20 protein-coding genes are annotated in these 24579 nt (G+C 49.8%); 9 read left to right on the plus strand and 11 right to left on the minus strand.

Annotation, left to right across the window (positions count from 1 at the left end; genetic code table 11):
- Positions 1-35 precede the first annotated feature (35 nt).
- Positions 36-641, plus strand: a complete 606-nt coding sequence (locus tag LCF41_RS12245) for an FMN-dependent NADH-azoreductase (RefSeq protein WP_225084849.1) — start codon at positions 36-38, stop codon at positions 639-641.
- A gap of 78 nt (positions 642-719) precedes the next feature.
- Here the strand turns inward: LCF41_RS12245 and LCF41_RS12250 are convergent, their stop codons facing one another.
- Both LCF41_RS12250 and LCF41_RS12255 read right to left on the minus strand, forming a co-directional pair.
- Complete coding sequence (locus tag LCF41_RS12250) at positions 720-953, minus strand: YnbE family lipoprotein (protein ID WP_225084850.1); 234 nt, start codon at positions 951-953, stop codon at positions 720-722.
- Between the two features lie 15 nt (positions 954-968).
- Positions 969-3560, minus strand: a complete 2592-nt coding sequence (locus tag LCF41_RS12255) for a YdbH family protein (protein WP_225084851.1) — start codon at positions 3558-3560, stop codon at positions 969-971.
- A gap of 372 nt (positions 3561-3932) precedes the next feature.
- On the opposite strand from LCF41_RS12255, the gene LCF41_RS12260 reads away from it, so the two are divergent.
- From LCF41_RS12260 to LCF41_RS12270, 3 genes are all read left to right on the plus strand, one after another.
- The gene (locus tag LCF41_RS12260; RefSeq protein WP_225084852.1) at positions 3933-5486 is read left to right on the plus strand and encodes a methyl-accepting chemotaxis protein; all 1554 of its coding nucleotides are present in this window, start codon (positions 3933-3935) and stop codon (positions 5484-5486) included.
- Positions 5487-5831: 345 nt separating this feature from the next.
- A complete protein-coding gene (locus tag LCF41_RS12265; protein ID WP_225084853.1) occupies positions 5832-7385 on the plus strand; it encodes a methyl-accepting chemotaxis protein in 1554 nt (517 codons plus the stop codon).
- A gap of 119 nt (positions 7386-7504) precedes the next feature.
- Complete coding sequence (locus LCF41_RS12270) at positions 7505-8497, plus strand: 2-hydroxyacid dehydrogenase (RefSeq protein ID WP_225084854.1); 993 nt, start codon at positions 7505-7507, stop codon at positions 8495-8497.
- A 33-nt stretch (positions 8498-8530) separates the two neighbouring features.
- Here the strand turns inward: LCF41_RS12270 and LCF41_RS12275 are convergent, their stop codons facing one another.
- Positions 8531-8821, minus strand: coding sequence for a putative hemolysin (locus tag LCF41_RS12275; protein ID WP_225084855.1), 291 nt, complete (start codon positions 8819-8821; stop codon positions 8531-8533).
- An 872-nt stretch (positions 8822-9693) separates the two neighbouring features.
- Between LCF41_RS12275 and LCF41_RS12280 the strand changes: the two genes are divergently transcribed.
- The gene (locus tag LCF41_RS12280; protein ID WP_225084856.1) at positions 9694-9966 is read left to right on the plus strand and encodes a hypothetical protein; all 273 of its coding nucleotides are present in this window, start codon (positions 9694-9696) and stop codon (positions 9964-9966) included.
- A 478-nt stretch (positions 9967-10444) separates the two neighbouring features.
- Here the strand turns inward: LCF41_RS12280 and LCF41_RS12285 are convergent, their stop codons facing one another.
- Positions 10445-10714, minus strand: a complete 270-nt coding sequence (locus LCF41_RS12285; RefSeq protein WP_161509182.1) for a hypothetical protein — start codon at positions 10712-10714, stop codon at positions 10445-10447.
- On the minus strand, positions 10711-13191 hold the full coding sequence (locus LCF41_RS12290; RefSeq protein WP_225084857.1) for a colicin-like bacteriocin tRNase domain-containing protein: 2481 nt from the start codon (positions 13189-13191) through the stop codon (positions 10711-10713). The genes LCF41_RS12285 and LCF41_RS12290 overlap by 4 nt, the downstream gene beginning before the upstream one ends.
- 553 nt (positions 13192-13744) lie before the next feature.
- Here LCF41_RS12290 and ttcA point away from each other — a divergent pair.
- Positions 13745-14680, plus strand: a complete 936-nt coding sequence (gene ttcA / locus LCF41_RS12295; protein WP_225084858.1) for a tRNA 2-thiocytidine(32) synthetase TtcA — start codon at positions 13745-13747, stop codon at positions 14678-14680.
- A gap of 86 nt (positions 14681-14766) precedes the next feature.
- Here the strand turns inward: ttcA and LCF41_RS12300 are convergent, their stop codons facing one another.
- From LCF41_RS12300 to LCF41_RS12310, 3 genes are all read right to left on the minus strand, one after another.
- Positions 14767-14943 carry a hypothetical protein gene (locus LCF41_RS12300; protein ID WP_225084859.1) on the minus strand — a complete coding sequence of 59 codons (177 nt, stop codon included), beginning with the start codon at positions 14941-14943 and terminating at the stop codon, positions 14767-14769.
- 485 nt (positions 14944-15428) lie between these two features.
- On the minus strand, positions 15429-16442 hold the full coding sequence (gene zntB / locus LCF41_RS12305) for a zinc transporter ZntB (protein WP_225084860.1): 1014 nt from the start codon (positions 16440-16442) through the stop codon (positions 15429-15431).
- Between the two features lie 151 nt (positions 16443-16593).
- Positions 16594-18210, minus strand: a complete 1617-nt coding sequence (locus LCF41_RS12310) for a peptide ABC transporter substrate-binding protein (protein WP_284144901.1) — start codon at positions 18208-18210, stop codon at positions 16594-16596.
- A 165-nt stretch (positions 18211-18375) separates the two neighbouring features.
- Here LCF41_RS12310 and mpaA point away from each other — a divergent pair, with 165 nt between their 5' ends.
- Both mpaA and tpx read left to right on the plus strand, forming a co-directional pair.
- Positions 18376-19095: a murein tripeptide amidase MpaA gene (gene mpaA / locus LCF41_RS12315; RefSeq protein ID WP_225084861.1), complete on the plus strand. Its 720-nt coding sequence runs from the start codon at positions 18376-18378 to the stop codon at positions 19093-19095.
- A 79-nt stretch (positions 19096-19174) separates the two neighbouring features.
- Entirely contained in the window at positions 19175-19678 is a 504-nt protein-coding gene (gene tpx, locus LCF41_RS12320) for a thiol peroxidase (protein WP_225084862.1), read from the plus strand.
- 383 nt (positions 19679-20061) lie between these two features.
- Here tpx and LCF41_RS12325 read toward each other — a convergent pair.
- Positions 20062-20756 (minus strand): IS1 family transposase gene (locus LCF41_RS12325; RefSeq protein WP_225084863.1). Its coding sequence is split into 2 segments (ribosomal slippage): positions 20062-20510 and positions 20510-20756, totalling 696 coding nucleotides; the frame shifts between segments, so codons are not numbered across the junction.
- Between the two features lie 88 nt (positions 20757-20844).
- Between LCF41_RS12325 and LCF41_RS12330 the strand changes: the two genes are divergently transcribed.
- A complete protein-coding gene (locus LCF41_RS12330; protein WP_225084864.1) occupies positions 20845-21141 on the plus strand; it encodes a hypothetical protein in 297 nt (98 codons plus the stop codon).
- A gap of 55 nt (positions 21142-21196) precedes the next feature.
- On the opposite strand, the gene tyrR is transcribed toward LCF41_RS12330, so the two are convergent.
- Positions 21197-22765: a transcriptional regulator TyrR gene (tyrR, locus tag LCF41_RS12335; protein ID WP_225084865.1), complete on the minus strand. Its 1569-nt coding sequence runs from the start codon at positions 22763-22765 to the stop codon at positions 21197-21199.
- Positions 22766-22900: 135 nt separating this feature from the next.
- Positions 22901-24445 carry a M20/M25/M40 family metallo-hydrolase gene (locus LCF41_RS12340; protein WP_225084866.1) on the minus strand — a complete coding sequence of 515 codons (1545 nt, stop codon included), beginning with the start codon at positions 24443-24445 and terminating at the stop codon, positions 22901-22903.
- Positions 24446-24579: the final 134 nt, after the last annotated feature.

The following is a 24579-nucleotide window of genomic DNA, read 5'->3' on the forward strand; positions in this document are numbered from 1 at the left end:
GTTGCCGCCCACTTCAATCACTAAAGGAATTGGCAATGAGCAAAGTATTGGTTCTGAAATCAAGCATTCTGGCAGGTTATTCTCAGTCAAACCAACTGGCCGACCACTTCACCGCCGAATGGCAGTCTGCACATCCAAACGACAGCATCACCGTACGCGACCTGGCCGCTCAACCGATTCCGGTTCTTGATGGCGAGTTAGTCGGCGCACTGCGTCCTTCCGATGCCACGCTGACCCCGCGCCAACAGGAAGCCCTGAAACTGTCCGACGATCTGATCGCGGAACTGCAAGCGCATGACATTATCGTGATTGCCGCACCAATGTATAACTTCAACATTCCTACCCAGTTGAAGAACTACTTCGACCTGGTTGCCCGCGCGGGTGTGACGTTCCGCTACACCGAGCAAGGTCCAGAAGGTCTGGTGAAAGGTAAACGCGCTATCGTCTTAACCAGCCGTGGCGGTATCCATAAAGGCACACCAACCGATCTGCTGGAACCGTACCTGCGCGTCTTCCTGGGCTTCCTCGGCCTGACCGACCTTGAATTCGTGTTCGCAGAAGGCTATGGCTACGGCCCAGATGTGGCGCAGAAAGCCACTGAAGCAGCAAAAACCAAGCTGTCTCAACTGGTTACCGCATAAAGAATCACTGCCCGTATGAATAACGGGCATAACGGATCATTGTTACCGACCTTGCCATATCTTGATTTTATTGGCTAATTATTGCGCGCCCACGGGCGCGCTTTTCTTTATCTCATCACCGGCCGCATTGTCCGACTTTTCCAGCAGTTGCGTCGCTTCTTTGTCCGCTTTGATATGAATTTCATGTTCGATCTTCACGTTCATATTAATGGTAATCGGCTCTTTGGGCGCAGCTACTTCGATGCGCGGCACGCATCCCGTCAGGAAAACAACTGCGCAACATGCCACCAGCCAGATCTCGCTCTTGTTCATTGTTCTGCCTTGAATTTATTCATTTGCCTGCTGCTCCAGCGTATCCCGCAAGTTATCGCCAAAACGTAAGCTGCGCCATAGCTGGAAGATATTCTCCTGATGACGATAGTTAAGAATAACCTGTCGGTTCGCACTGAGCTGTGGATTTTTCCCCTGCACCTGCGACGTTAACGTCAGTTCGCCCTGATTATTCAGATCAAGCGTGGCATAGGAACGCCCTATTTCCAGATAACGCAGCCAGCCAATCGCCGCGCCGCCCGCTATATTTTTACTCGCTAATTCATCGGCCAGTTGGTTATCCAGCCGCAGCGTCAGGAAGCCATCATTGGTAATTCGCCCGCCTTCAATCAACATGGTCGGGTGATTAAAATTCAACGGAAGCGTACCGCTCACACGCCCAGACAGAGCGAATTGTTTTTGCTTCAATACCGTCAGCAGTTCGCTGAGATCCACACTTTTAACGGTGAACAACGCGGGTTCACGCTGCGGCCAGCGCAGCGTCGACAGGCCGATATGCCCATCCAATACGTCCATATCAGCCTGAGACATAATCAGCGGTCGTCGCTCGCTATACGGATAAAACCCTTGCAGATCGACGCGGATATTGCTCATCCGAAACAGGTTATCCAGCACGTCAATGCGCAACGTGACAGGTTGCCTGATGCCCAGTTGCCAGCGCTGATCTTTCAGACGGTAAGGCAGGACAAAGTTTACGCCGCTGACTTCACCATCCTGTAACCACAATCCGCCATTCTTCACGACCCAATGTCCACCCGCGCTGAACCCTTCTTTACGTGCGGCGGAAAAGGCCGACTGTGCGTAAAACTGTCCGGCGCGAATGTTCATTTTCAGCAGTGGGGAAAGCAGGGGTTGAAACACCTTAAGCGGCTGCGTCGGCCACCACGCACCACCGCGCAGTCGTTCCCCATCCCAGCGTCCGCGCAACCTCACCGGGCCGATATCCTCAGCCTGTAGCTGCCCCTGTAGCAGGAAATCATCCGGGCTACGCCCCTGCATTGCCAGCGTTAGCAACGAAGGTGGCAGATAGCCGCCGTTGCTGAAATGCGTCCGCTCTGAGGCCAACTGCAACGCCCCTTGAAAATGTTCCCCGGAACGGGCGCGCTGCCAACGGATTGGATCAGTAATCGTCAACCGAGGCTGATGTACTGTCACCATGCCGTAGCCCAACTGATCCAAACCGCTCGACAGTTGGGTGACTTCAATCAGGGTGTCCTGCCACTGGCCTCGGCCGGCAACGTCCCACTGACCTTTCAGCGGCGGCAGATGACCATTGCCCCAATAACGCCATTGCCACTGCCCTTGATCCGGCCAGAAATCCTGCGCCTGACCATCAAGGTGCAGGTTCACACGCCCCCAATATTCCTCCCGCGCCTTCACAATCGCCTGTAGTCGTCCATTCACGCCAGTCGCACTGACCCGAACGCCCGCCAGCGGCCAGCGCGCCTCCTCCAGATAAACCTGTGGCGCAGGTGTTCCCCTGGCGCGCAGCAGCGCCCCAGGTAAAAGAGCGAGTTCAGGATTGAGAATCGATCCCTGCAACACCCCCGGTAGCGTCGCCGTCAGAGAAAGTGCCGGTAAGTTAGCCTGCCCGGTAAGCTGAAAGCGCAACTCACTGTTGAACAGACCAATATTACCCGGTCCCAGCACCAGCACGGCGTTCGCTTTGCCGTTATGCCCTTGCGTCAACATGTTCAAACGCGCAGTAATCGTGGTAGCGTCTAGTCCTTGCCGCCAGTGCTGTAAGGTCATGGCGACTTGCCCAGAGAGCGGCTGAGCGGCATAAGGCCAGCGCCAGATGCCGTTAGTCACCTGGATCACCTCATCCGTCAGTTGCCACGGTAGCGATATCAGCGGCGCGTCATCATTCGCCGCATTCAGCACCAGTTCACCTTGCTGGTTATGCCAGTCCAGCAGGAGCGAAAGCGGGTCCGGCGTCTGCCCTGAATCCAGCTTTCCCGTCAGTCGCCCCTGTATCGGGGCCGCATCCAGCGTATCGGCCAGCGCCATCTCGCCGCTGACCTGTAAACGTACGAATCCCGCTGGCGTGGCGAGCATGCTCTCATGCAGAGTCAGCTGTGCCTCATTCAGCGCTGCCCTCACCACCAGTTGATCGCCCTGATAATCGAGCGTTTGTCGCCGTTTTCCGTCACTACTGAGCCGCACCTGCCCTGCATAATCCTGCCAGGGCTGTAGCGTAAACGCCTTTATCTGAATATCGGCAGCCGGCAATCGCTGTTGCCACTGCGCCAGCTGTGCTGGCGGCTCGGTGACGCTACTCGCAGGCACATATTGCAGGCAATCACTGTTTAACGTCACGGCATCAATATCAACATGCCAGCGCCAGCGGTGCCAACGCAACGTCATATTCCTTATGTCAACAAGCGCGCACTCCCCGGCTATCATACGGAACCCCTCGCTATGTAGCCCACCGCTCTGCCAGCCAAGTGTCCCATTCACGGACAAAGACACCTCCGCTGGTAGCCAGACTGTGGCGATACGCGGCAGCCACTGCGGCAGTGTCCGCCAGAAAAGAAACAGCAGCGCGACAAGGAGAAAGGTAACTGGAAGTGCATGTTTTTTAATCATTAGCGCGAGTTAAGCATCCTGTTCAATAGCGGTAAAATGTCGTCCTGCATGCCCTTGTCGATTATTCATTCACAAATAGCTCTTTTTGTTAACAAACAATCCTATCCATCTCACATTTACCACCATTGTGCGTACATGCTCATTACCCTTTCGTGGTAAAATGTTTAATTGAGGTTATATTTTGTAATGAATCACGTTATCTCATCATGAACAACGCGTTTACGGGTGGATATCAGGATTATCTCCTTCTGCCCGAGTCGCCTTAAAAAAAGCAATGAGCAACCTGAACCATTACCGCTATCCGCAGATTCATCTCCGTGGGTATGCCTCAGCTAAATCAGTATTCGGACACAGCATATCAAGGACTGCTTCATGCGTAACAACACCCCTGTCACCGACCGCCAGCTCCCTCTTTCTGAAAAAACCAGACTGATGTCGGTCACTACGCCAGAAAGCCATATTACCTACGCAAACAAAGATTTCATTGACGTCAGCGGCTACAGCACTGATGAGTTAATGGGGCAGCCCCATAATCTTATCCGACACCCAGATATGCCACCAGCCGCCTTCGCGGATATGTGGAAAACGCTGCGTGCGGGCAATATCTGGACGGGGATTGTGAAAAATCGGTGTAAAAATGGCGACCATTACTGGGTAAAATCCAGCACCACGCCGTTGAGAAAAGGCGGTGAGATTAGCGGATATATGTCCGTTCGCACGGCGGCATCACCCGAAGAAATCCGTCAGGCCGAAGCGCTCTACGCCAGCGCAAACGAAGGTAAACTGAAATACCGAACCTTCCATCATGGCCTGCTCATTTATACCGGGCCATTGCGTATTCTAAGCCTGTTTAAAACCATGCCGCTACGCTGGCGCATCCGCAGCTATTTTCTGCTCTTTAGCCTGATCCCACTGCTCACAACCTATTCCCTGCTGGCGGGAACCGCATTGGCTTCCGTACTCTTCCCGCTGCTCATTGCCTGCTGTTTTGTTAGTGGCGAGCTTCTGGTGCACCATGTTGCTCGCCCCATCGAGCAAATTCTGTCTCAGGCCATGCGTTCCGCGGCCGGGCAGGCAGATAATCTGACACAGCTTAATCGCGTGGATGAAATTGGCATGTTAATGCGGGCAGTCAACCAGTCCGGTATGAATTTCCGTACTTTCGTGGACGATGTGAATACCAATCTGAGCGAGCTGAAAAACGCCTGTAATGAAATCGCGCAGGGTAACCATACGCTAGCGCAGTGCTGCGAGGAAACGGAAGAAAGCCTGCAACAAACCGCTGCTTCCGTGGAACAGCTTACCGCAACGATAAAAAGCAATGCGGAAGCTTCACTTCAGGCTTCGATGTATACACAGGATGTGAATCAGGCCGTGAACTCTGGCGAGCAGGCCGTCAGCCAGGTCTCTACTACCATGGAGACGATCACACGTTCCAGCGAACGCATTACCGATATCGTCAGCGTGATGGATAATCTCGCGTTCCAGACCAATATTCTGGCCGTGAACGCCGCCGTCGAAGCCGCACATGCCGGGGAACAGGGTAAGAGCTTTGCGGTAGTCGCCAGTGAAGTTCGTTCGCTGGCACAGCGCAGCGCGTCCTCTTCTAGCGATATTTCAACCATCATTGACGAAACGCTGAATAGCATCCGTACCGGTGAACAACAGGTATCGCATACACACAAATCCATGAGCAATATTCTGCTTCAGGTTCAGCACGTCACCAACTTAATGAATGAGATCAGCCTCGCCACGCAGGAGCAATCTTTGGGGTTGGAACAAATCAATGAAGCGGTAAACCGCATTGATGAGCTCACGCACCAGAATACCGCGCTGGCCAGTCAGTCACATTCGGCCACCGATCATCTGCAACAGCAGATATCAAGCATGGTGCAGGCTGCATCCGTCTTCAGCCTTTCCCGCTAATCTCCTCTTCACGGGCGCTTCACGTCAGGGCGCCCTTCGCCGCCTTTTCTCGCTATTTCTCCCCCCCTTCAGCATGCGTTTTCCACAGTGCAAATTCACAGACACATAATATACTTAGCAAGTGAATGCTTTTGGTCATAGGCACATGCGTTTGTCACGATTTTGGGGAAGATAACTACGTTTCCGAAGAAAAAATAACGGACGAAATTAGTGACAATATATAAGTCTACCCACTAATTATTTCGCCAACATTGCCTTTAATTAACTAGCATCAATCGCCTTTCCGTTCGCAAATAGATCTAAAAACATCATATTTATGCTTGCTTATACTAAAAGGATCAATAAATGCGTAAGAATTTTCCGGTCAGTGATATTCAGTATTTATTAGATGAAAAAGCCAAGCTAATGTCGGTAACCACCATCGATAGTCATATCACTTATGCAAATGACGATTTTATTGGTGCCAGTGGTTACGACTTTGAGGAAATCCTCCACCAACCTCACAATATCGTACGCCACCCGGACATGCCCCCACAGGCGTTTGCCGACATGTGGGCGACGCTAAAGGCAGGTAAAATCTGGACAGCCGTCGTCAAGAACCGCCGCAAGAATGGCGACTACTATTGGGTCAAAGCCAGTACGACGCCGTTGATGAAGGACGGGAGAATAACAGGATACATGTCGGTACGAACTCGGAGTTCGCAAGAAGAGATTCGGCAAGCGGAAGCGCTTTACCATCAAATGAATGAGAATAAATTAAAAAACCGCCGACTCTTTCAGGGACTGCTGATTTATAGAGGCACGCTAAAATTTCTTAGCTTATTTAACGTTATTCCCGTACGTTGGCGGATAAGAAGTTATGTATTCCTTTTCATGTTATGCGCGTTACTTTTCTTACTTGCTACTCTTCCACTCACTACGCCGTTATTAATTTTTGTTTTGGTCCTACTCGCTGGCGCAGCCATCACCAGTGAATTATTAGTTCAGCATATAGCAAAACCACTGGAAAAAATTCTGCGCCAGGCCATTAATTCCGCATCCGGGCAGGCGGATAACTCGTTCCAGCTTAATCGCGTGGATGAAGTCGGCATGCTATTACGCGCCGTCAATCAATCCGGCATGAATTTCCGCACGTTTGTCGATGATGTTAACAGTAAGCTAACCGAACTGCGCCACGCCTGCGGCGAGATCGCCTCCGGAAATTACACGCTGAGCCAGCGCTGTGAAGATACCGCACAGAGTTTGCAATCCACCGCATCGTCAATGGAAGAGCTGACAGCGACGATTCAAAGCAACGCGTCTGCTTCACAGTTAGCAACGCGCTGTGCGAACGATGCCAATCAGGCCGTCGATGCCGGAGAGAAAGCGGTGAGTCAGGTCACAGACACAATGGCGGTCATGACCCGCTCTAGCAAAGAGATCACCGACATCATCAGCGTGCTGGATAACCTGGCGTTCCAGACCAACATTCTGGCGCTCAACGCGGCAGTCGAAGCTGCTCACGCGGGGGAACAGGGTAAGAGCTTCGCCGTAGTTGCGGGTGAAGTGCGTATTCTGGCGCAACGTAGCGCCGCCGCCGCCAAAGACATCGCAGAGATTATCGACACGACGATCGCAAACATTCATACCAGCGATAAATTGGTCAGCCACACCAGCCAGTCCATGAACAATATATTGACTCAGGTACAGCAGGTTACGCAGCTTGTGAATCAAATCAGCCTGGCAACACAAGAACAATCGCAAGGTCTGGGGCAGATTAACTCAGCAGTGAACAACATTGATGAATTGACGCGCCAGAACACGATTTTGGCAACGCATTCCAGTTCCGCCATTAACAGTCTGGAACAGCAGATCTCCACGATGTCCGAAGCCGTCTCGGTTTTCAGTACGCCTCGCTAAACCCGTTCTGACGTTATTATCGCCCCTCAATTTCAAACCGTTACTGTCAGTCAGGTAACGGTTTGTCACCGCCCTATTTTCTGATAGCTTAATCTAAGGATTTTTCGGAGAAACTATCAATGAAACTGGCAATTTACAGCACTAAGCAGTATGACCGTAAATATCTGGAGCAGGTCAATCAACAGTTTGGCTATGAGCTGGAGTTTTTTGATTTCATGCTGACGTCGCGCACGGCCAAAACAGTGGCGGGCTGTCAGGCCGTCTGCATCTTTGTGAACGATGATGGTGGTCGCGAGGTGTTGACCGAACTGGCAGAGATGGGCATAAAAACGCTGGCGCTGCGTTGCGCAGGTTTTAATAATGTCGATTTGGAAGCCGCTAAGGAACTGGGTATCAGTGTTGTACGCGTTCCCGCATACTCCCCTGAGGCCGTCGCCGAGCACGCCGTCGGCCTGATGCTGACGCTTAATCGCCGCATTCATCGTGCCTATCAGCGTACTCGCGATGCGAACTTCTCTTTGGAAGGGCTGATCGGATTCAATATGCATAATCGGACGGCGGGCATTATCGGCACAGGAAAAATCGGCATCGCGACCATGCGTATCCTGAAAGGTTTTGGCATGCGTCTGCTGGCCTTCGATCCCTATCCGAACCCGCAGGCATTGGAATTAGGGGCGGAATATGTCGATCTGAAAACGCTGTATGCCAACGCGGACGTCATTTCCCTGCACTGCCCGCTGACCCCGGAGAATCATCACCTGCTGAATCAGGCAGCCTTTGCGCAAATGAAAAACGGCGTCATGATCGTCAATACCAGCCGTGGTGGGCTGATTGACTCACAGGCGGCTATCGACGCGTTGAAACAACAGAAAATTGGTGCGCTGGGGATGGACGTTTATGAAAACGAGCGCGACCTCTTCTTTGCCGATAAATCCAACGATGTGATTCAGGACGACGTTTTCCGCCGCTTGTCCGCATGCCACAACGTGCTATTTACCGGACACCAGGCATTCCTGACGGAAGAAGCGCTAATCAGCATTTCTCAAACCACGCTACAGAACCTGAAAGACATCAGCCAGAACGTACCTTGTGCCAATCTGGTGACATCTTAATTTTTCCCGCGGCAGTGCTGGCTGCCGCAACACTCACCCCGCCGGACAGCTTCCATTCATCAGCGATTGTTCGCTACAGCGCTTACCATTGGCTAACTGGCAGGCTCCCACGCTTGCACCGTCAAGCTGTCGGGAGAGCGCCATCGTCCCGCCAATCAGCGTACAGTTGACGTCAACCGGAGAACTGCTTTTTAGCAACACGACAGCATTCTTATCATCATTTTGCGTGGCGTCTTGCTGGGTCGCCGCAGTGCTCTCACTATGGTTGCTGCATCCCGCCAGCAACAACACAGCGGCAGTACATAGCCATGGCAATAATTTCATGTTTTGGCCTCGGATCGGATGAGTAGTCGGTTCTGACGCCACGTTTGGCATCAATACCTATCAAATAGCTTTTTCAGACGAGGACTATATCTATCACACCTCACGCCGACAACACAGGGCTCAATGCAGGTAAACGGGAAAAAGATCAAGGAAATGGTGGGTTATCTGGGAAGTGGGACAACGATAAAACAATCCTTCTCGCAAGCATTATGGTCTGCTCCCAAATGTTTTGGTGTTGATAATGTTCCCTTCTTTATGAAGGGAACATATCTTTCCATTTTAAAGAGCCACGCTTAAAAATCCGAAATCAGTTCCACCTCTGCCAGTCTTCAAAGAAGGTTTTCTGAGCCTTCTCGTCATCGTACAAAAGCTCTTCAACTCCAGTTCGAATAATACAGTCACTTTGAGTGATACGCTGAACAGGTTAAAATGAATCTGATTTTCTGCTCATCATCTAAAAATGTACCATCCGATTGATCAACAAGACCGCTAATCAGGTAGCACAGCACATGAAAAGCATGCTCCATGCACGACATTATGAGGAGGGGAAAGGAAACCGTGCTCAGAGCGTAACGTGATTGGTTGATGGCGTGTTGTATAAGCCTCTTGATATTCATATCAAGACATATAATTACATATATAATTATTTTAATGATTGCAAACCTGGCATTTAAATACATTAATAACTGACAAATCGCCTAAAAGCTCTTATTTTATTTTCTGATATACTTTAATTTTATTCATATAAAGAGAATAGCATTCCTCCTTGCCAAGAAAAATTAAATAACTTAGTCTCATTTCACAGCCCTGTGGGAATATTAACAGGGTAACACAGCAATTAAATTACCCGTTAAAGTAAATGAGGTGAAATAATGTCAGATCAACTTGCTGGTGGATGGACTGCTTTCCGTGATTTGAATGATGCGGATAAATCACTTTTCAAATCCACCGTACATTTATTGGGTGTGACCTACACACCTTTATTCGTCGCAACACAGGTGGTCTCTGGTACGAATTACTCCTTTCTGACGAAAGGTACGGTAACGTCCCCAGAAGCACCACTAAGAATTGTCAAAATCCACATTTATAAACCGCTAAGCGGCGATGCGCATATTACTAAAATTGAAGAAGTTCTGCCGCAATAAATAGTGAAATAAAATAAATAGTGCAATAAACAACGCTACGGCTCATTAATTTATCACGCTAGCCGTAGCGTTGTTTTATCTCTCCTACTTCCCTGATGTACCAGAACCACCTCCTGTATTACCTGAATTTCCGTTTGGGGATGAAGGGGCATTGCCTCTATTGCCGCCCGATGGATTTCAGGTTGTGCTGATCTCTTCCACTGTTTCTTCACCGGTTAAATTATTCATATCAACACTCACGTCATTACTCCTGCATGTCTATTTGTCGGATAGATCCGAAAGGGAAAAGGCGTATCGCTGCCCATGCGAATAAGCGCTCTAACAAAAACGCTTATCGGCACAAACAAAAAAGCCACCCGAAGGTGGCCGAGACTGATTTTGTGGTATAAAAAAACCGGAGCAGCTTTTTAAGGCATACTCCGGTATCTTTCGCGAATTTAGCGCGTATTAATTAAGAAAGCAAGTAATGAACCTTCGATTAGAGACCGTATTTTTTCTCGATTACAAACTTAGGTTCTTTCCAGTTGGGGCCTTTTTTAACGAGCATTTTTTCTCCCCATTCGACCACGCCAGCTTTAAGGAGATTATCAAATACTTTTAATAACTCTCCATCACCAATAACATCAAACCGATAACGAACAAAAAAATTATCTAATTGAGGATAACCGATCCCTTTCGTTGAACCAGCAAAGAAAGACACTATATCGCTAACGCTTTCTTTCTCAAACATTGCCTTAAAATCAATCATTTCGATTCCCTCATATCCTGTTCCTCTGAAGCTTTAATCGCCTCAGACGTGTATAAAGATTCAGTTCTTTCATCTATTCTGTAGTCTTCTAAGGTAGCAGTATGGGTATTATTCCATACTTCCCCCTGATTACTTGGCACAACTCCATCCTTAATGCCTAAATTTCGATAACGTTCAAGTTCTCGGATTTCATGTGTATAAAATCGTTTGTCCGTGTCAGTTACAGCAAGAGTACCTTTCAAGATTCTCTCAAGACGGTCAATCATCACCTTGTTAGCATCGGATTCAGCAAATCGCCCAGTATGCAGTTTTACCTTGTCCACACCAGCGCGGTCAATATTAGCCGTTTTCCAGTCCAGACTTTGGATGGGGCCTCCAGCTTTGTCCGTATTAAAGCTACGACCACTGTATTTCCCTTTGGAATTAGTTTCACCATACGGATTACTGTTAAACACAACATAAAATGGTTCAACACCAGAGCCAGAAGCGGTTGGCAACCAGATTATATAGTCATCAATATCCACTGGTTCAGCAACTGGCGTTACCGTAACTGTGATTTTATCAACAGGTTTAACATCAACACCAGTATTCAGTAATGCTTTATAGTCAGGAGCAGTATTACCCGTATTGCCGACATTTCCGGTCGGAGGAAACGCAGGGTTTTCCAGTACAAGGCGAGATGAAACACCGTCAATTTCTGCACTAAAAATACCCGTACTTTTGTCATAGCTACCAGCTACACCTCTGACACTCGAAGGGACTCGCAGACTACCCGCTTTGAATGCCCGAAGAACCCTTTCTCCATTCTCATCAGAAAATGCCAGACGAACAGGAAGATCAAGATTTCCACTTTTATTGGCTAAATCGTCAAAGTTAGTAGGAGGCTTATATCCAGGAATGTCTTTTACTGGGATGGAAAATAAAATATCGACATCCTTCCCAACAATCTTACCGCTGCCAATCATCCCTTGTGGCTTATATGAAAAAGAGGCTAATGCCCCAGAAGGAACACTTTGGGAAATAGATGCAGTAGATCCAGATGTAGCAGCATAAAATGCTGACAACAGTGTACTAAGTTGAGTTTGCACTGTACCAAATGTTGATACATTAACCCTGTTGCGTTTTATCTCTTTTTCTTCGGCAAGCGTTCGCTCCGTTTCAACCTGAAGCAGATTATTCTCTGCAAGCAATTGCTCAGCCTTAGCGAGATCAGAACGAGCCTGGTTCAGAACATGACTCTCTTGTTCCAATGCATTATTTGCTCTGAAATAAGCCTGATGAAAATTATTCATCGTTTGCCATAAAGCGAGATAAATAGGATATCCCGGTCCCCCAGTTATACCCGCACTTAACAGACCTCTATTTTGATTATAAAAATTGTCGCGATTTTTCGCAGCGGTATTCACCTGTTCTTGGTAAACCGCAACAGTTTTAGTTTTTTCTGAAATGGTTGCGGCAGAGCTTTCTTTTAGCTGTTGAGCAAAAGAGATCACTTGGTGGATTTCAGTTAATTTTCGCTCCGCAGCGGTAATTGGATGTCTCAACAACCACTCCTGCTCACGGCGTTTGGCCTCTGCAACCTGTTTTTTCTCTTCCTCGTCTGTCACGATCTTCGAAAGAGACACGTATACAGGTTCATGGTCGCTGCCAAAATCAATAAATGCATGGTGCGTATCAGCCACCGGCGTGGAAAGGAAAGAAGATACCTGGACATCATCTTTCACTTTCGGCGGATTCTTTGCCAAAGCTGGCTGCGTTCTGTCCAGTTTGATTTGAAGCGCTGGTTTATCAGCAATGATCTTCACCGAATACACGCCAGGTACAGCCGTTTTCTCCGCTTTAACCACAGGAATATTCGCGACTGGTGAATTAACCGCTGGCTGAGTGAGGGTAAGTTGGCGACGTGAAAGCTCAGTATTAATAACACTCTGAGCCAGCAGACTAGCTGGAGCGGTTGTCAACGAACGCATTTCGCTAACAGGCAGGCTGCTTACTAAATCTGCCGGCATTGCTGTAACACTATAGCCCGTATTTGGTACGCCTTTTTGAGCGGCCAACTGCGCAGCTAGTTGAGCCATTTTTGTCTGCTGCATCCCGTTAAACACAGGATCAATACTATCAGGTGCAATATCTGATGGCATAATCGCACCAAGAATGCCAACCAGTCTTCCTGCAACAGGGGCAGCTTTAAGCGCAAAATCAGCAACTTTCTTTAATCCAACTTCAATAGCTGCCGTATTAAACGTAAAACCCCATACGTCATCAATAAGGTAGACAGCAGGTGGTATAGCAAAGAACAAATAAGGATTTATCACCGTTTGCTTTTCAGGATTTTTGCCATAATCAACCTGTGAACCAGACTTATCATTATTCCTGTCATTACCACCTTTGCGGTCATCGTTTGAAACCCAACCACCACCACCATCTACGGTCATGGTATCTCCATCGTTTGGAGCATATAAACGGTATTTAATCATTGAAGTTCTCCATCAAAAAATGCCAATACTGTATTTTTATACAGCCTCGACATTATAGAGACTTCTCCGATCTGGCTAAAGCATTCGCCTAATTTCATAAACACAGTTAATAAACTGATTTTAAAAGTCTATTTTATCAATCTGCCCCTGAATGCTCTGCATCATCTGTGCATTCCACACCTCAATTTCCCGCATAGTGTTCTCCATATCCTTTCACAGTTTCCTTAGTTAGACTGACTCTGGAATCACTTCAATCTCAAATGAAAATCACGGGGAACAAGCACACGAACGAGATTGTCTATCATCACAGAGAATATGGCCTTACTGAAATCCAACGTTTACGCTTCGTTTTTCTACCGCGAGTACGCAACGGTGAGCAAAAAAATCAGTTACTCATACGGCATCATGGGATCATTGTGGAACACTGCTGTAAAACGATCTGGTATTCGTCGCCGTAATCCGTACCATACACGCCATGATCGTGCAGACCGTGTTGGCGTCTGCGCTGAACCGTTTTCCATCCGCAACGCTTTTTGCAACGAGCACAGATAAAATGTCAGAAAAACAAGAGATTAACCCAAAAACTCAGTACAATTTGAACAAATTGCAAAAGCGACTGCGGCGTAACGTCGGCGAAGCTATCGCTGATTTCAATATGATTGAAGAAGGCGACCGCATCATGGTGTGCCTGTCCGGCGGGAAAGATAGCTTCACCATGCTGGATATTTTGCGCAATCTGCAACAAAGTGCGCCCGTTAACTTTTCTCTAGTCGCCGTGAATTTGGATCAGAAGCAACCTGGTTTTCCAGAGCACGTTCTGCCGCAGTATCTTGATAGCATCGGCGTGGAATACAAGATCGTCGAAGAAAACACCTACGGGATTGTGAAAGACAAGATTCCAGAAGGGAAAACCACCTGCTCACTGTGCTCACGCCTACGTCGTGGGATTTTGTACCGTACCGCAACGGAACTCGGCGCAACGAAAATCGCCCTTGGTCACCACCGCGACGATATTCTGCAAACGCTGTTCCTGAACATGTTTTATGGTGGAAAACTGAAAGGCATGCCACCAAAATTAATGAGCGATGACGGCAAACATGTCGTTATCCGCCCGCTTGCTTACTGTCGCGAAAAAGATATCGAGCGTTTTGCTGAAGCTCGCCAATACCCGATTATTCCGTGCAACCTGTGCGGCTCGCAGCCAAATCTTCAACGTCAGGTGATTAAGGATATGCTGCGCGATTGGGACAAACGCTATCCTGGCCGTATTGAGACCATGTTCAGCGCCATGCAGAACGTTGTGCCTTCTCATCTTGCCGATCATGCCCTGTTTGATTTTAAAGGCATTCGTCACGGCAGCGACGTGGTGGATGGTGGCGATCTGGCGTTCGACCGCGAAGAATTGCCATTGCAACCTGTTGGCTGGCAACCGGAAGACGATGAAGACGCGCCGTCACTCACCCGCCTCGATGTGCTGGAAATAAAGTAAGTACGATTTTCCCGAAAGAATAATGACACGGTGGCAAGAAGCAGCGGTTGCTGTTTCGCCACCGTTTTTATTTCCGTTTTCTAAGTCTATCGACCTTGCGGTGGTTCAGTGACCGGTTCGTGTTCCGGCCCGGTTGGCGTTGGGTCAGGAATGGGCGATGGTTCGGGAGGCGGCTGAGGTATCGGATCGTTCGGTATAATGGGAATCGGTTCAACCGGAACCGTGTCGGCTTGCAGATAATCCGCTGCGCCTTGAGTGAGCATATTTTCCTCCTCGGTGTTGGATAAGAGCAAATCCAGCTACTGAAGCAGTACAGACATGCGTTACAACTGGCCGTTCGGCACCAGCCTTTCCCTTTAAGCATAGTCAGCTAATAAATAAAATGCCAAAGGCATTTTACAACGTCGCTTGCGACGGCCCGAAGGGGAGCGCGTAGCCCACCATAATAAATGCCAAAGATATGTCGCAACACCGCTCAGGACGAAACAGGAAAGAGTAAGATCGAAGAACAAAAAAAAAGCCGACAAAACTGTCGGCATGGTGTGAATCAATTGTGCTATGCAGTAATTCAAAAAAGGAAGTAAGACAATATGGAGCGCAACGCCCATCGCTTGACGTTGCATTCACCTGCGGGAATGATAGTGCCGCACAACAGGGTAAAAAATGTTGATATTGCTCAATTTACGCGTGGTTTTTTAGCCGTTCGCGACAGTTTGTGATTATCTGCGCACCCAGTCGCCGCAAGTCGTTATAGCCATTTACTGCGTTTTAACCACCATGCAACGCCGCCGACCAATATCACCAACATCAGACAGAACGCGAAAAAACCAAACGGCGCGTCGCCGCCGGGAATGCCCCCTAAATTGACGCCAAATAACCCAGTTAAGAACGTCGTCGGCAAAAAAACCATTGCCAAAAGCGACATCGTATAGGTGCGGCGGTTCATCGCTTCGGTCATCTGCGCGGTGATTTCATCCGAAAGTACCGTGGTGCGCGCAATACTGGCATCCAGATCCTCCAGCCCACGCCCTAACCGATCGGCAATTTCCTGCATTCTGCGGCGATCGTCATCCTGCATCCAGGGCAATTTCTCACCAGAAATACGCGAGAACACATCGCGCTGTGGCGTCATATAGCGGCGTAGTACAATGAGCTGTTTGCGGATCAATGCCAGTTCACCGCGCGGTGGAATCTTCTGTTCCAGCAAATCCTCTTCCAGATCGATGATTTTTTCATGCAAATCATCAATAAACTCGCTGGTATGATCGGTCAAGGATTCCGCAATGGAGACCAACCAGCTTCCGCTGTCCGTCGGGCCATTGCCTTCCTTTAGATCGGTAAGAATCTCGTCGATAGCCAAAACCTTACGGCGCCGGGTAGATATAATCAGCTTATCGGTAATGAATACCCGAACCGCCACCAGTTGATCCGGCCGTGCATTTGCATTCAGGTTAATGCTGCGCAGCGTAATGAGCGTGCCCTCCCCCAAGCGTGTCACTCTAGGGCGGACGCTTTCCCCCGCTAGCGCGTTGCGCACGCTATCCGGCACCAGTATCGTTTTATTCAACCAGCGCACGCTGGCGGGCAGTGTCGAGTCCAGGTGCAGCCAGCAGGGTTGTTCACTGTTAACCACATCCTGTTCACCAATCGGGGTTACCCCCCCCTTCCCATCCAACTGATACGCATGAACCGCACCGCTGTGTTGCAACTCTTTTCCTGCGAAGGATTCCACGTTTTGCCTCCAACGGTGTTTGCTATCCATTCTTTTCCTATTAGTGCTTTACTATCAGCTCTTTTATTATCAGCGCTTCTACTATCCGTTCTTTTACTATCAACGATGGGATTGTCAGCCGGAATGACCATCATGGCCATACCGGCGTTATCACCACATCATTCGATGCGTCAATCTGGTATTAATGCTTCTCGATGTAAAGCGTATGGCTGTAGGCCACGTCTTCAGGGTTCGTAATGGGATAGCCCTTCACCCACGGCTTGATCAAACGTCCGTTGGTATATTGATAGATCGGCGCAATCGGTGCTTCATCCATCAATATCTGCTCTGCCCGGTTATAGTCAGCATTCAGCGCCTGCGGGTTAGTCTGATTCCCCGCTTCATCCAGTACGCGATCGTAATTCGCGTTTTTAAAACGTGCGATGTTACCGCTGTGGTGGGACGTCAGCAGTGAGAGGAATGTCGACGGCTCGTTGTAGTCCCCCACCCAAGAGGCTCGCACAACATCAAAATTGCCGCTATTGCGGCTATCGATGTAGGTTTGCCACTCTTGATTGGACAGACGGACGTCAACGCCCAGCGTTTTCTTCCACATGGACGCCACGGCAATCGCGATCTTCTGGTGGCTTTCCGAGGTGTTGTAAAGCAGCGATAATTTCAGCGGATGGTTTGGACCATAGCCCGCCGCCGCCATCAGCGCTTTTGCCTGCGCATCCAGTTCATCCTGAGAATACTGCTGCAACAGGCTTTCTGTCGGTTTGAAGCCCGCCGTAACATCCGGCGTGAAGTGCCAGGCCGGTTTTTCCCCTGTGCCCAATACTTTTTCCGCAATCACTTTACGGTCGATGGCGTAAGACAGCGCTTTTCGCACTCGGGCATCGTTGGTCGGCGCCCGCTGGGTGTTAAACGCGTAATAATACGTGCCAAGTTGATCCGGCGTATAAACCTGACCGGGCAAATCTTTCAGCAGCTTTTGATACAGGTTTTTAGGAAATGACTCGGTGATATCGATATCCCCGGACAGATAGCGTTTTGTCGCGTTCGATTCCTGATTGATGGGAACAAAAGTCACCTTTGTCAGGCGCGTGTTAGCGTTATCCCAATAATATGGATTCTGCGTGAGCACCAGCTTCTCGTTAACGACGCGCTGATCCAGCTTGAACGCACCATTGCCAACCAGATTGCCCGGCTTCGTCCAGTCATTCCCGAATTTTTCGACCGTAGCCTGGTGTACCGGAAACAGGCTGAAATTCGCCGTCAGGCTGACAAAATAAGGGACTGGCTTGCTGAGCTGCACTTTCAGGGTATGGTCGTTGACAGCCGTCACACCAAGCTGATCGACAGGCAGTTTACCCGCAAGAATCTGCTCGGCATTCTGAATCCCCGCAAGTCGGGCAAACCAGGAGAACGACGAGCTGTTTTCAGGCGTCACCAGACGACGCCAACTGTAGACAAAATCGTTTGCTGTAACGGGTTCACCGTTAGACCAGCGGGCATTGTCACGCAAAGTAAAGACAAACGTGCGGTTATCGGTCGTCTGCCAGCGTAGTGCTACGCCCGGAATAATGTTCCCTCTGGCATCCTGATTGACCAGCCCTTCAAACAGATCGCGATCCACCTGAGCCTCCATCAGCCCCACCGCTTTTATCGGGTCGAGAGAAGCCGGTTCATCTTTAATGTGGCGGACGATTTCCTGTTTTTCAGCCAGAACCGTTCCCGCAGGGACCTGTGCCGCGACGGCATTGCCCGTCATGGCCGCCATCAGCGCGGCATAGAATGCAGAATATCCATAGTGCATGATGATTTGACCTGAAAGCATAATGAAATGATTGAAGAATATAATAGTCAGAAATCAGCGCTATCATCCAGCGATACGCCCGCAATTTGTCAGCCCGCATCGCGGTTTGCGTCTCCGGTGCGATTTTTTTATGATGAAATGCATAGGTAATCACAGGGCGGTATCATGGAAAATACAATCATTCCTCTTCAGGCGCGCCAGCAGCGCGGTAATTTGCCGTCGCTGGGCGAACCTTATGGAAAATCGCTGCTGGGCGCACCGCTGCTGTATTTCCCCGCCGAGCTAGCGGCCTCCGAGAGCGGGCTGATTATTGCCGGAACGCACGGTGATGAAACCGCAGCGGTCGTGGCGCTTTCCTGCGCGCTGCGAACGCTCTTTTCAGGACAGCGCCGCCATCATGTGATTCTTGCGGTAAATCCGGATGGTTGTCAGTTGGGGCTGCGCGCTAACGCTAACGGCGTCGATCTCAATCGTAATTTTCCCGCCAGTAACTGGCAGCCGGGAAAGACGGTATATCGCTGGAATAGCGCCGCAGATGAACGCGATGTCGAGTTATCCACGGGTGAAGCCGCAGGTTCAGAACCGGAAACGAAAGCCCTTTGCACATTGATTGAGAAACTTAATCCTCGCTGGGTTGTCTCTTTTCATGAGCCACTCGCCTGCATTGAAGATCCGCATCGTTCCGAACTGGGTCGATGGTTGGCGCAGCAGTGCGAGCTGCCGTTAGTGTCGAGTGTCGGTTACGACACACCGGGATCGTTCGGAAGTTGGTGCGCCGATCGTTCGCTTCACTGCATTACCGCTGAGCTGCCGCCGATCTCGGCAGATACCGCCAGCGAATGCTACCTGAAAGCGATGGTCGCGTTGCTAAGCCAGCAATTTTAATCGTAATTTTTATACCAATGTTGCTAATGTTGCCCTAAACTGAGCAGCGTGTTAATCACCTGTAATTAAGGACGCAAACATGTCACAGAACGTACATTTTCAAGGCAATCCTGTGCCAGTAGCAGGGTCATTTCCAGCTAAAGGAAGCAAAGCCCCGGCATTTACGCTGGTGGCTAAAGATCTGTCAGATACCCCACTCAGCAACTATGCTGGCAAGCGCAAAATCCTGAACATTTTCCCAAGCATCGATACCGGTGTTTGTGCCGCGTCCGTGCGCAAATTCAACCAGTTGGGTTCTGAGCTGGATAACACTGTTGTTCTGTGTATCTCTTCCGACCTGCCGTTCGCACAGTCTCGTTTTTGCGGTGCGGAAGGTCTGAACAACGTCGTTGTACTGTCTACCCTGCGTGGCGGTGAGTTCAAAGAACACTATGGCGTTGCTATCGCCGATGGCGCGCTGAAAGGTCTGACTGCTCGCGCGGTTGTCGTACTGGACGAAAACGACAACGTGCTGCATAGCGAGCTGGTGAACGAAATCACCACTGAACCAGACTATGACGCTGCACTGGCGGTTCTGAAATAAACGACGCTGACAGTGACTCACATTGTCAGTATTGAAGAAACGGCTGCTTACGCAGCCGTTTTGTTATCTTAATATCTATCGATTTCCCATACATATAATTGGGTTATTCTGTTAATCACCCTGTATCTATTTGAACATGAATTTTTATTAATGATTTATTTCATCATGCTTATGATATGAAGGTATCTGTTTTTTGATACTCACCATCTTATATAGACTTTTTCGCCACGTTCTGGCGTTTTCATCACGACAAGTACGATGCCAATAATAACTACTATTTTCTGTATGGAATAATGGACATGGTAAAGAGAAAGTAATTGCACCATAACTAATCCTGATATGTTAGTGCTATTCACAGGAGTGATGACTGGTAATGCGTCCAATTAGTAGAACATGTGTTTTTCAATGAATGCCCCGATGACTTTTTCATGCAATTCTATCGAACGCGAGAAGCAGATTGTTTTACGGGCCAGACGTTTAATACGTGTCCTCAGTGTCAGGTTGTTACGCTCAATACGCTGAGTGAAGATTTTTCCTGTCAGATGCTTATCTTTCGGGAGTTCTCTGGCATAACTGCCCCAGTCATCGCTGGTTATCATACCGATGTTAAACGGCGTCAGCAGAGCCAGAAGTTCACGGCAGGTGTTATCCGTGCGCGGTCCAAACGTGTAAGCCAGAACGCCACCTGTTTTGGTGTTGTATGCATACCAGAGCCAATGCTGCCGGGCTTTATTGCCGACAAAGCTCCATTGGTCATCAAGCTCACAGATAAGTGCTACATCGGCATGAGCGACCGGAGAGGAAGTTATTCGCTTCGGCGCGAGTTTTTTAACGTGCGAATGACGGTGTTAATAGCGATTTTCAGTGTTCTGGCTGTATCACGAACGCCGGCGCCGTTGAATGCCATTTCGGTAATTTGTTCTTTGACACCGGGCTTACGCGCTTCATAGGTATAGGTGAGCAGAAACACGCGGTGACAGTCACGACAGCGAAACCGGTCACGACCTTTAGGGTTCTGTCCATGACGGTAAACCTGAACAGACTGACAGCGAGGACAATGAACATTAACGCTGGCCATGAGCAAACCTCAAAGCGGTCATTATATATCAATTCAACTAATTAGAGGCACCACCAATTTTTCGCCTGCACTTGGAGGAAGCAGAAATATGATTGATGAAACGCTGGGCGATCAATTCATTGTCCGTTACACCTTGTCAGGGTCGACACTCTTCGTATCGGCTTCTTTTGCTAACCTGGATCCCGCAGAAGCCATTATTGAAAATTACGATGCTGGCGATCTTGGTCTGAAATTTAAATCGCTCGTTGTTCCTAACTATTCCAATGCTGCAGCTTCACATGCCAGTAATATGGATCAGTTAGTTGACCAATACGTTCAATTACACTCAGAGATGATTACAGATCGTTTCACTCTCCCTACCTCTGCTGATTTATGGTATGCCTGAGACTGATATCCTTCTAATCATAACAAAACGGCTGCTTGCGCAGCCGTTTTGTTATTTACTCCTCGTCGTCCCCCGCCGATTTGCGTTGGCTGAGTCCATATTCCCGTAGTTTGTTGGCTATCGCCGTGTGCGATACCCCTAACCGCTTCGCCAATTTACGCGTGCTTGGATAGGATTGATAAAGGCGGGTCAGCACGGAGCGTTCGAAACGCTTGTTGATGTCATCCAGCGAGCCATCAAGCAGGGTTTCATCCTGTGGTGCATCAATCGAAAACGCCGGGAGATCGATGTCCTGCATATGCAGCTCGTTGCCTTCCAACTGCGTTAGCGCCCGATAAATGGTATTCCTCAACTGCCGAACGTTACCCGGCCAGCCGTACTGCGGCAGGAAATGTTCCACATCGGCCGCCAGTTTAGGCCGTGAAATCCCCTGTTCATCGGCAAAACGTGCCACAAAGAGTTCGGTCAGCGGCATAATGTCCGCCGGACGCTCGCGCAGCGGCGGTAGCATTAGTGTAAGCACATTCAGGCGATAATAAAGATCCTCCCGGAACTCACCGCGCTGAACCAGCTCCAACAAATTTTTCTTGGTCGCGCAAATCACCCGCACGTCGACATGGACTTCGTGATCTTCACCTACCCGGCGAAATGTCCCGTCATTCAGAAAACGCAGCAGTTTAGTCTGCATTTGCGCCGACATTTCACCGACTTCATCTAACAGAACTGAACCACCGTTAGCCTGCTCAAAGAACCCTTTTTTGCCTTCCTGGGCGTTGAGATATGCGCCGGGCGCATGGCCGAACAGTTCACTTTCCATCACGTCATCGGGCAACGCCGCACAGTTTAGCGCCAGGAAAGGATTCTTGCCGCGCGGCCCGCGCAGGTGGCACGCTCGCGCCAGCATATCTTTGCCCGTCCCCGTGTCGCCCACAATCAGCAACGGCGCATCCAACATGGCCAGTTTGCGTGCCTGTTCCACCACTTGACGCATTTTCGGGCTAACGGCAACGATGTGATCGAACTCATTCTCATCGTTTATCGTCAGATTCTGTAATTGCCGTCCCATGCGGGCAGCCGATTTCAGCATCACCAGCGCCCCTGCCGTAGCGGTTTTGCCAGCATCATCTTCCAGACGAACCGGCGTCATTTCCAGCAAGAAATCCTGACCGCGGATCACGACGCGCTCAGCGACGACGGCGCTGCTCTTTTCCAGCCAGTTAGCAAAATTGAAACCGGGGATCATGCTGCCAATCGTCAAGTCGCGGATGCTCTCTGCCGATTGTTCAAACAGTGCCAGCGCCGCGGGGTTAAACAGTTCCGTCTTTCCTTTCATATCCAGGGAGAATACGGGTTCCGGCATGGATTCCAGCAGCGCATTCAGCGCCCGATGCTCGCGCTCAGACGGCATAAATGCGACGGTGCGCACATCGCTAACACTTTCAATGCGGCGGATGTCCGTCATCAGAAGGCGAAAAGCATCAAAATCGAGCGTGGCAAAATTGAGGTAAATACGGCCAATGGTGGCAATTTCGATGCCGCGTAAATCAATATTGCGTGACGCAAGCAGATCTAACAGTTCACGGACCATACCAATGCGGTCTTCACAAATCACTTCCAGATGCATCAACGGCTACCTTCTTCAAGAGACACGATTGGGCTATTGCTGCTGATAATACCCTTTCGTTTGCACCGGATGAAGTAAGGTGGCAGCAAAAGTTGACACATCTGTACGTTTTTTCCACTCAATAGCGAAACGGGATTATGGCAGCGGCGTCGTTGCCATTGCCACAATGGTGCGGATGCCTTCCAGATAGTTACCGAGACGTAAATTCTCATCAAAACTATGCTGGTTATTGTCGGCATTCACCAGAGGAACGATGACGTAAGGCACTTTTAACACGCTGACCGCCCCGCTCATCGGTAGCGTTCCGCCCATCATACGGTTCTTCTCCGGTGCGATGCCGCGCGGTGCCGTTGTAGTCGCCACCGCCCAACGCCCCAGCGGGGAGTCGATCTCGGTTCTGGCCGCATAGGCGCTGCTCGGATAGGCCGTTAGATGAAGGGAAATCAGATGCGGATACTGCTCACGTTCGGCCTGCGTTGGTGCTTCACCGGCAATGATATGAAAGCCTTTGCTGACAATATACTGGCGTAATAAGGCATACATATCATCCGGCGGCGTTTCCGGCACGGTACGAATATTCACGCTGGCCGTTGCCGTTGACGGAATGGCATTTGAGGCTTTTTTCCCCGTCTCACCCGCTTTAATGCCGAGAATATCCAACGAAGGATATTGCACCGCCTCTGCCGCATTGCTGGCGACCTTCTCTAGTTGGGCAACACCAAAGCGTTTCTCCAGCGCGCCCGCAGGGGGCGCAGTTTCCGCCACCTGTTTTTTATCGCTCTCGCTCAGCGTAACACGGTCATAATAGCCAGGGATCGTGACCTTGCCGTCCGCATCTTTCATGCTGGCTAACAGCGTTGCCAGATTTTGCACCGGATTCGGAATCACATTGCCATAGCCACCGCTGTGCGCCGCCGCGTTCGCACCGAAAACCGTCATATCAATTTGGATAGAGCCGCGGTTGCCAAAGTTGATGCCAGGCTTATTGCTGGACGGCATCGCACCGTCATAAATCACCATCCCATCGCTTTTCAGCAACGTCAGATGATCGGCCATCACCGTCGTCAGGCCGGGCGACCCTTTTTCCTCTTCGGAGTCCAGCAACACCTTGATGTTGACGGCAGGTTCAACGCCTTTATCTTTCATGGCGTCCACGGCGGCGAGAAACATTGCGATCGGCCCTTTATCATCGGCCGATGCCCGGCCGAAGAGACGCCATTCTGGGTTGATATCGCCTTTCAGAAGACGCGATTCGGGTAGCGTTTGCCATTTGCCCGCGGCATCTTTTTCTTTCAACACGGGCTGCCACGGCGGCGTTTGCCATTCAGCGGGATTCACGGGCTGTCCGTCAAAATGCATGTAGAACAAGATAGTCTTGCGATCGGCTCTTGGCGTACCCAGCTCAGCATAAACCAGCGGCTTATCACCATTCGTCAACTGCTGCGTGGTGAAGCCCCGCTTCTGAAAGGCCTTTTCCAGCCAGGCGGCATTGCGCTGGATATCCGCAGGCACGGCGGCATCATTGGGCAGCGTGAGTAATTCGAGATATTCGGGGAAGCTGTGTTGCGCGTAACGCTCAGCATCGGCAGAATTCAGTACAAGCTGTGCGCTGGCAGGTAAACAGAGAATGGCTGCCGACAGCGACAGCGCCGCCAGCGTCAATTTTTTACCGGGAATCATAAAAACGTCCTGTTATACAGAAATGAGGAGTGTTAATCCTACACACGATTCTGTAACAGCGGTACTCACAGAACACAGTCTGCATTTCCTGCCGGACAATGAAAAATATGACGAAGGCGCACGCTGCGCGCCTT

Origin of the sequence: Pectobacterium colocasium, from assembly GCF_020181655.1 — a bacterium.
Taxonomy (GTDB): domain Bacteria; phylum Pseudomonadota; class Gammaproteobacteria; order Enterobacterales; family Enterobacteriaceae; genus Pectobacterium; species Pectobacterium colocasium.

Excerpts from the sequence above, each read along its gene's own strand:
- LCF41_RS12245 (WP_225084849.1), top strand. The coding sequence starts at position 36 with ATGAGCAAAGTATTGGTTCTGAAATCAAGCATTCTGGCAGGTTATTCT.
- LCF41_RS12250 (WP_225084850.1), bottom strand. The coding sequence starts at position 953 with ATGAACAAGAGCGAGATCTGGCTGGTGGCATGTTGCGCAGTTGTTTTC.
- LCF41_RS12255 (WP_225084851.1), bottom strand. The coding sequence starts at position 3,560 with ATGATTAAAAAACATGCACTTCCAGTTACCTTTCTCCTTGTCGCGCTG.
- LCF41_RS12260 (WP_225084852.1), top strand. The coding sequence starts at position 3,933 with ATGCGTAACAACACCCCTGTCACCGACCGCCAGCTCCCTCTTTCTGAA.
- LCF41_RS12265 (WP_225084853.1), top strand. The coding sequence starts at position 5,832 with ATGCGTAAGAATTTTCCGGTCAGTGATATTCAGTATTTATTAGATGAA.
- LCF41_RS12270 (WP_225084854.1), top strand. The coding sequence starts at position 7,505 with ATGAAACTGGCAATTTACAGCACTAAGCAGTATGACCGTAAATATCTG.
- LCF41_RS12275 (WP_225084855.1), bottom strand. The coding sequence starts at position 8,821 with ATGAAATTATTGCCATGGCTATGTACTGCCGCTGTGTTGTTGCTGGCG.
- LCF41_RS12280 (WP_225084856.1), top strand. The coding sequence starts at position 9,694 with ATGTCAGATCAACTTGCTGGTGGATGGACTGCTTTCCGTGATTTGAAT.
- LCF41_RS12285 (WP_161509182.1), bottom strand. The coding sequence starts at position 10,714 with ATGATTGATTTTAAGGCAATGTTTGAGAAAGAAAGCGTTAGCGATATA.
- LCF41_RS12290 (WP_225084857.1), bottom strand. The coding sequence starts at position 13,191 with ATGATTAAATACCGTTTATATGCTCCAAACGATGGAGATACCATGACC.
- ttcA (WP_225084858.1), top strand. The coding sequence starts at position 13,745 with ATGTCAGAAAAACAAGAGATTAACCCAAAAACTCAGTACAATTTGAAC.
- LCF41_RS12300 (WP_225084859.1), bottom strand. The coding sequence starts at position 14,943 with ATGCTCACTCAAGGCGCAGCGGATTATCTGCAAGCCGACACGGTTCCG.
- zntB (WP_225084860.1), bottom strand. The coding sequence starts at position 16,442 with ATGGATAGCAAACACCGTTGGAGGCAAAACGTGGAATCCTTCGCAGGA.
- LCF41_RS12310 (WP_284144901.1), bottom strand. The coding sequence starts at position 18,210 with ATGCACTATGGATATTCTGCATTCTATGCCGCGCTGATGGCGGCCATG.
- mpaA (WP_225084861.1), top strand. The coding sequence starts at position 18,376 with ATGGAAAATACAATCATTCCTCTTCAGGCGCGCCAGCAGCGCGGTAAT.
- tpx (WP_225084862.1), top strand. The coding sequence starts at position 19,175 with ATGTCACAGAACGTACATTTTCAAGGCAATCCTGTGCCAGTAGCAGGG.
- LCF41_RS12330 (WP_225084864.1), top strand. The coding sequence starts at position 20,845 with ATGATTGATGAAACGCTGGGCGATCAATTCATTGTCCGTTACACCTTG.
- tyrR (WP_225084865.1), bottom strand. The coding sequence starts at position 22,765 with ATGCATCTGGAAGTGATTTGTGAAGACCGCATTGGTATGGTCCGTGAA.
- LCF41_RS12340 (WP_225084866.1), bottom strand. The coding sequence starts at position 24,445 with ATGATTCCCGGTAAAAAATTGACGCTGGCGGCGCTGTCGCTGTCGGCA.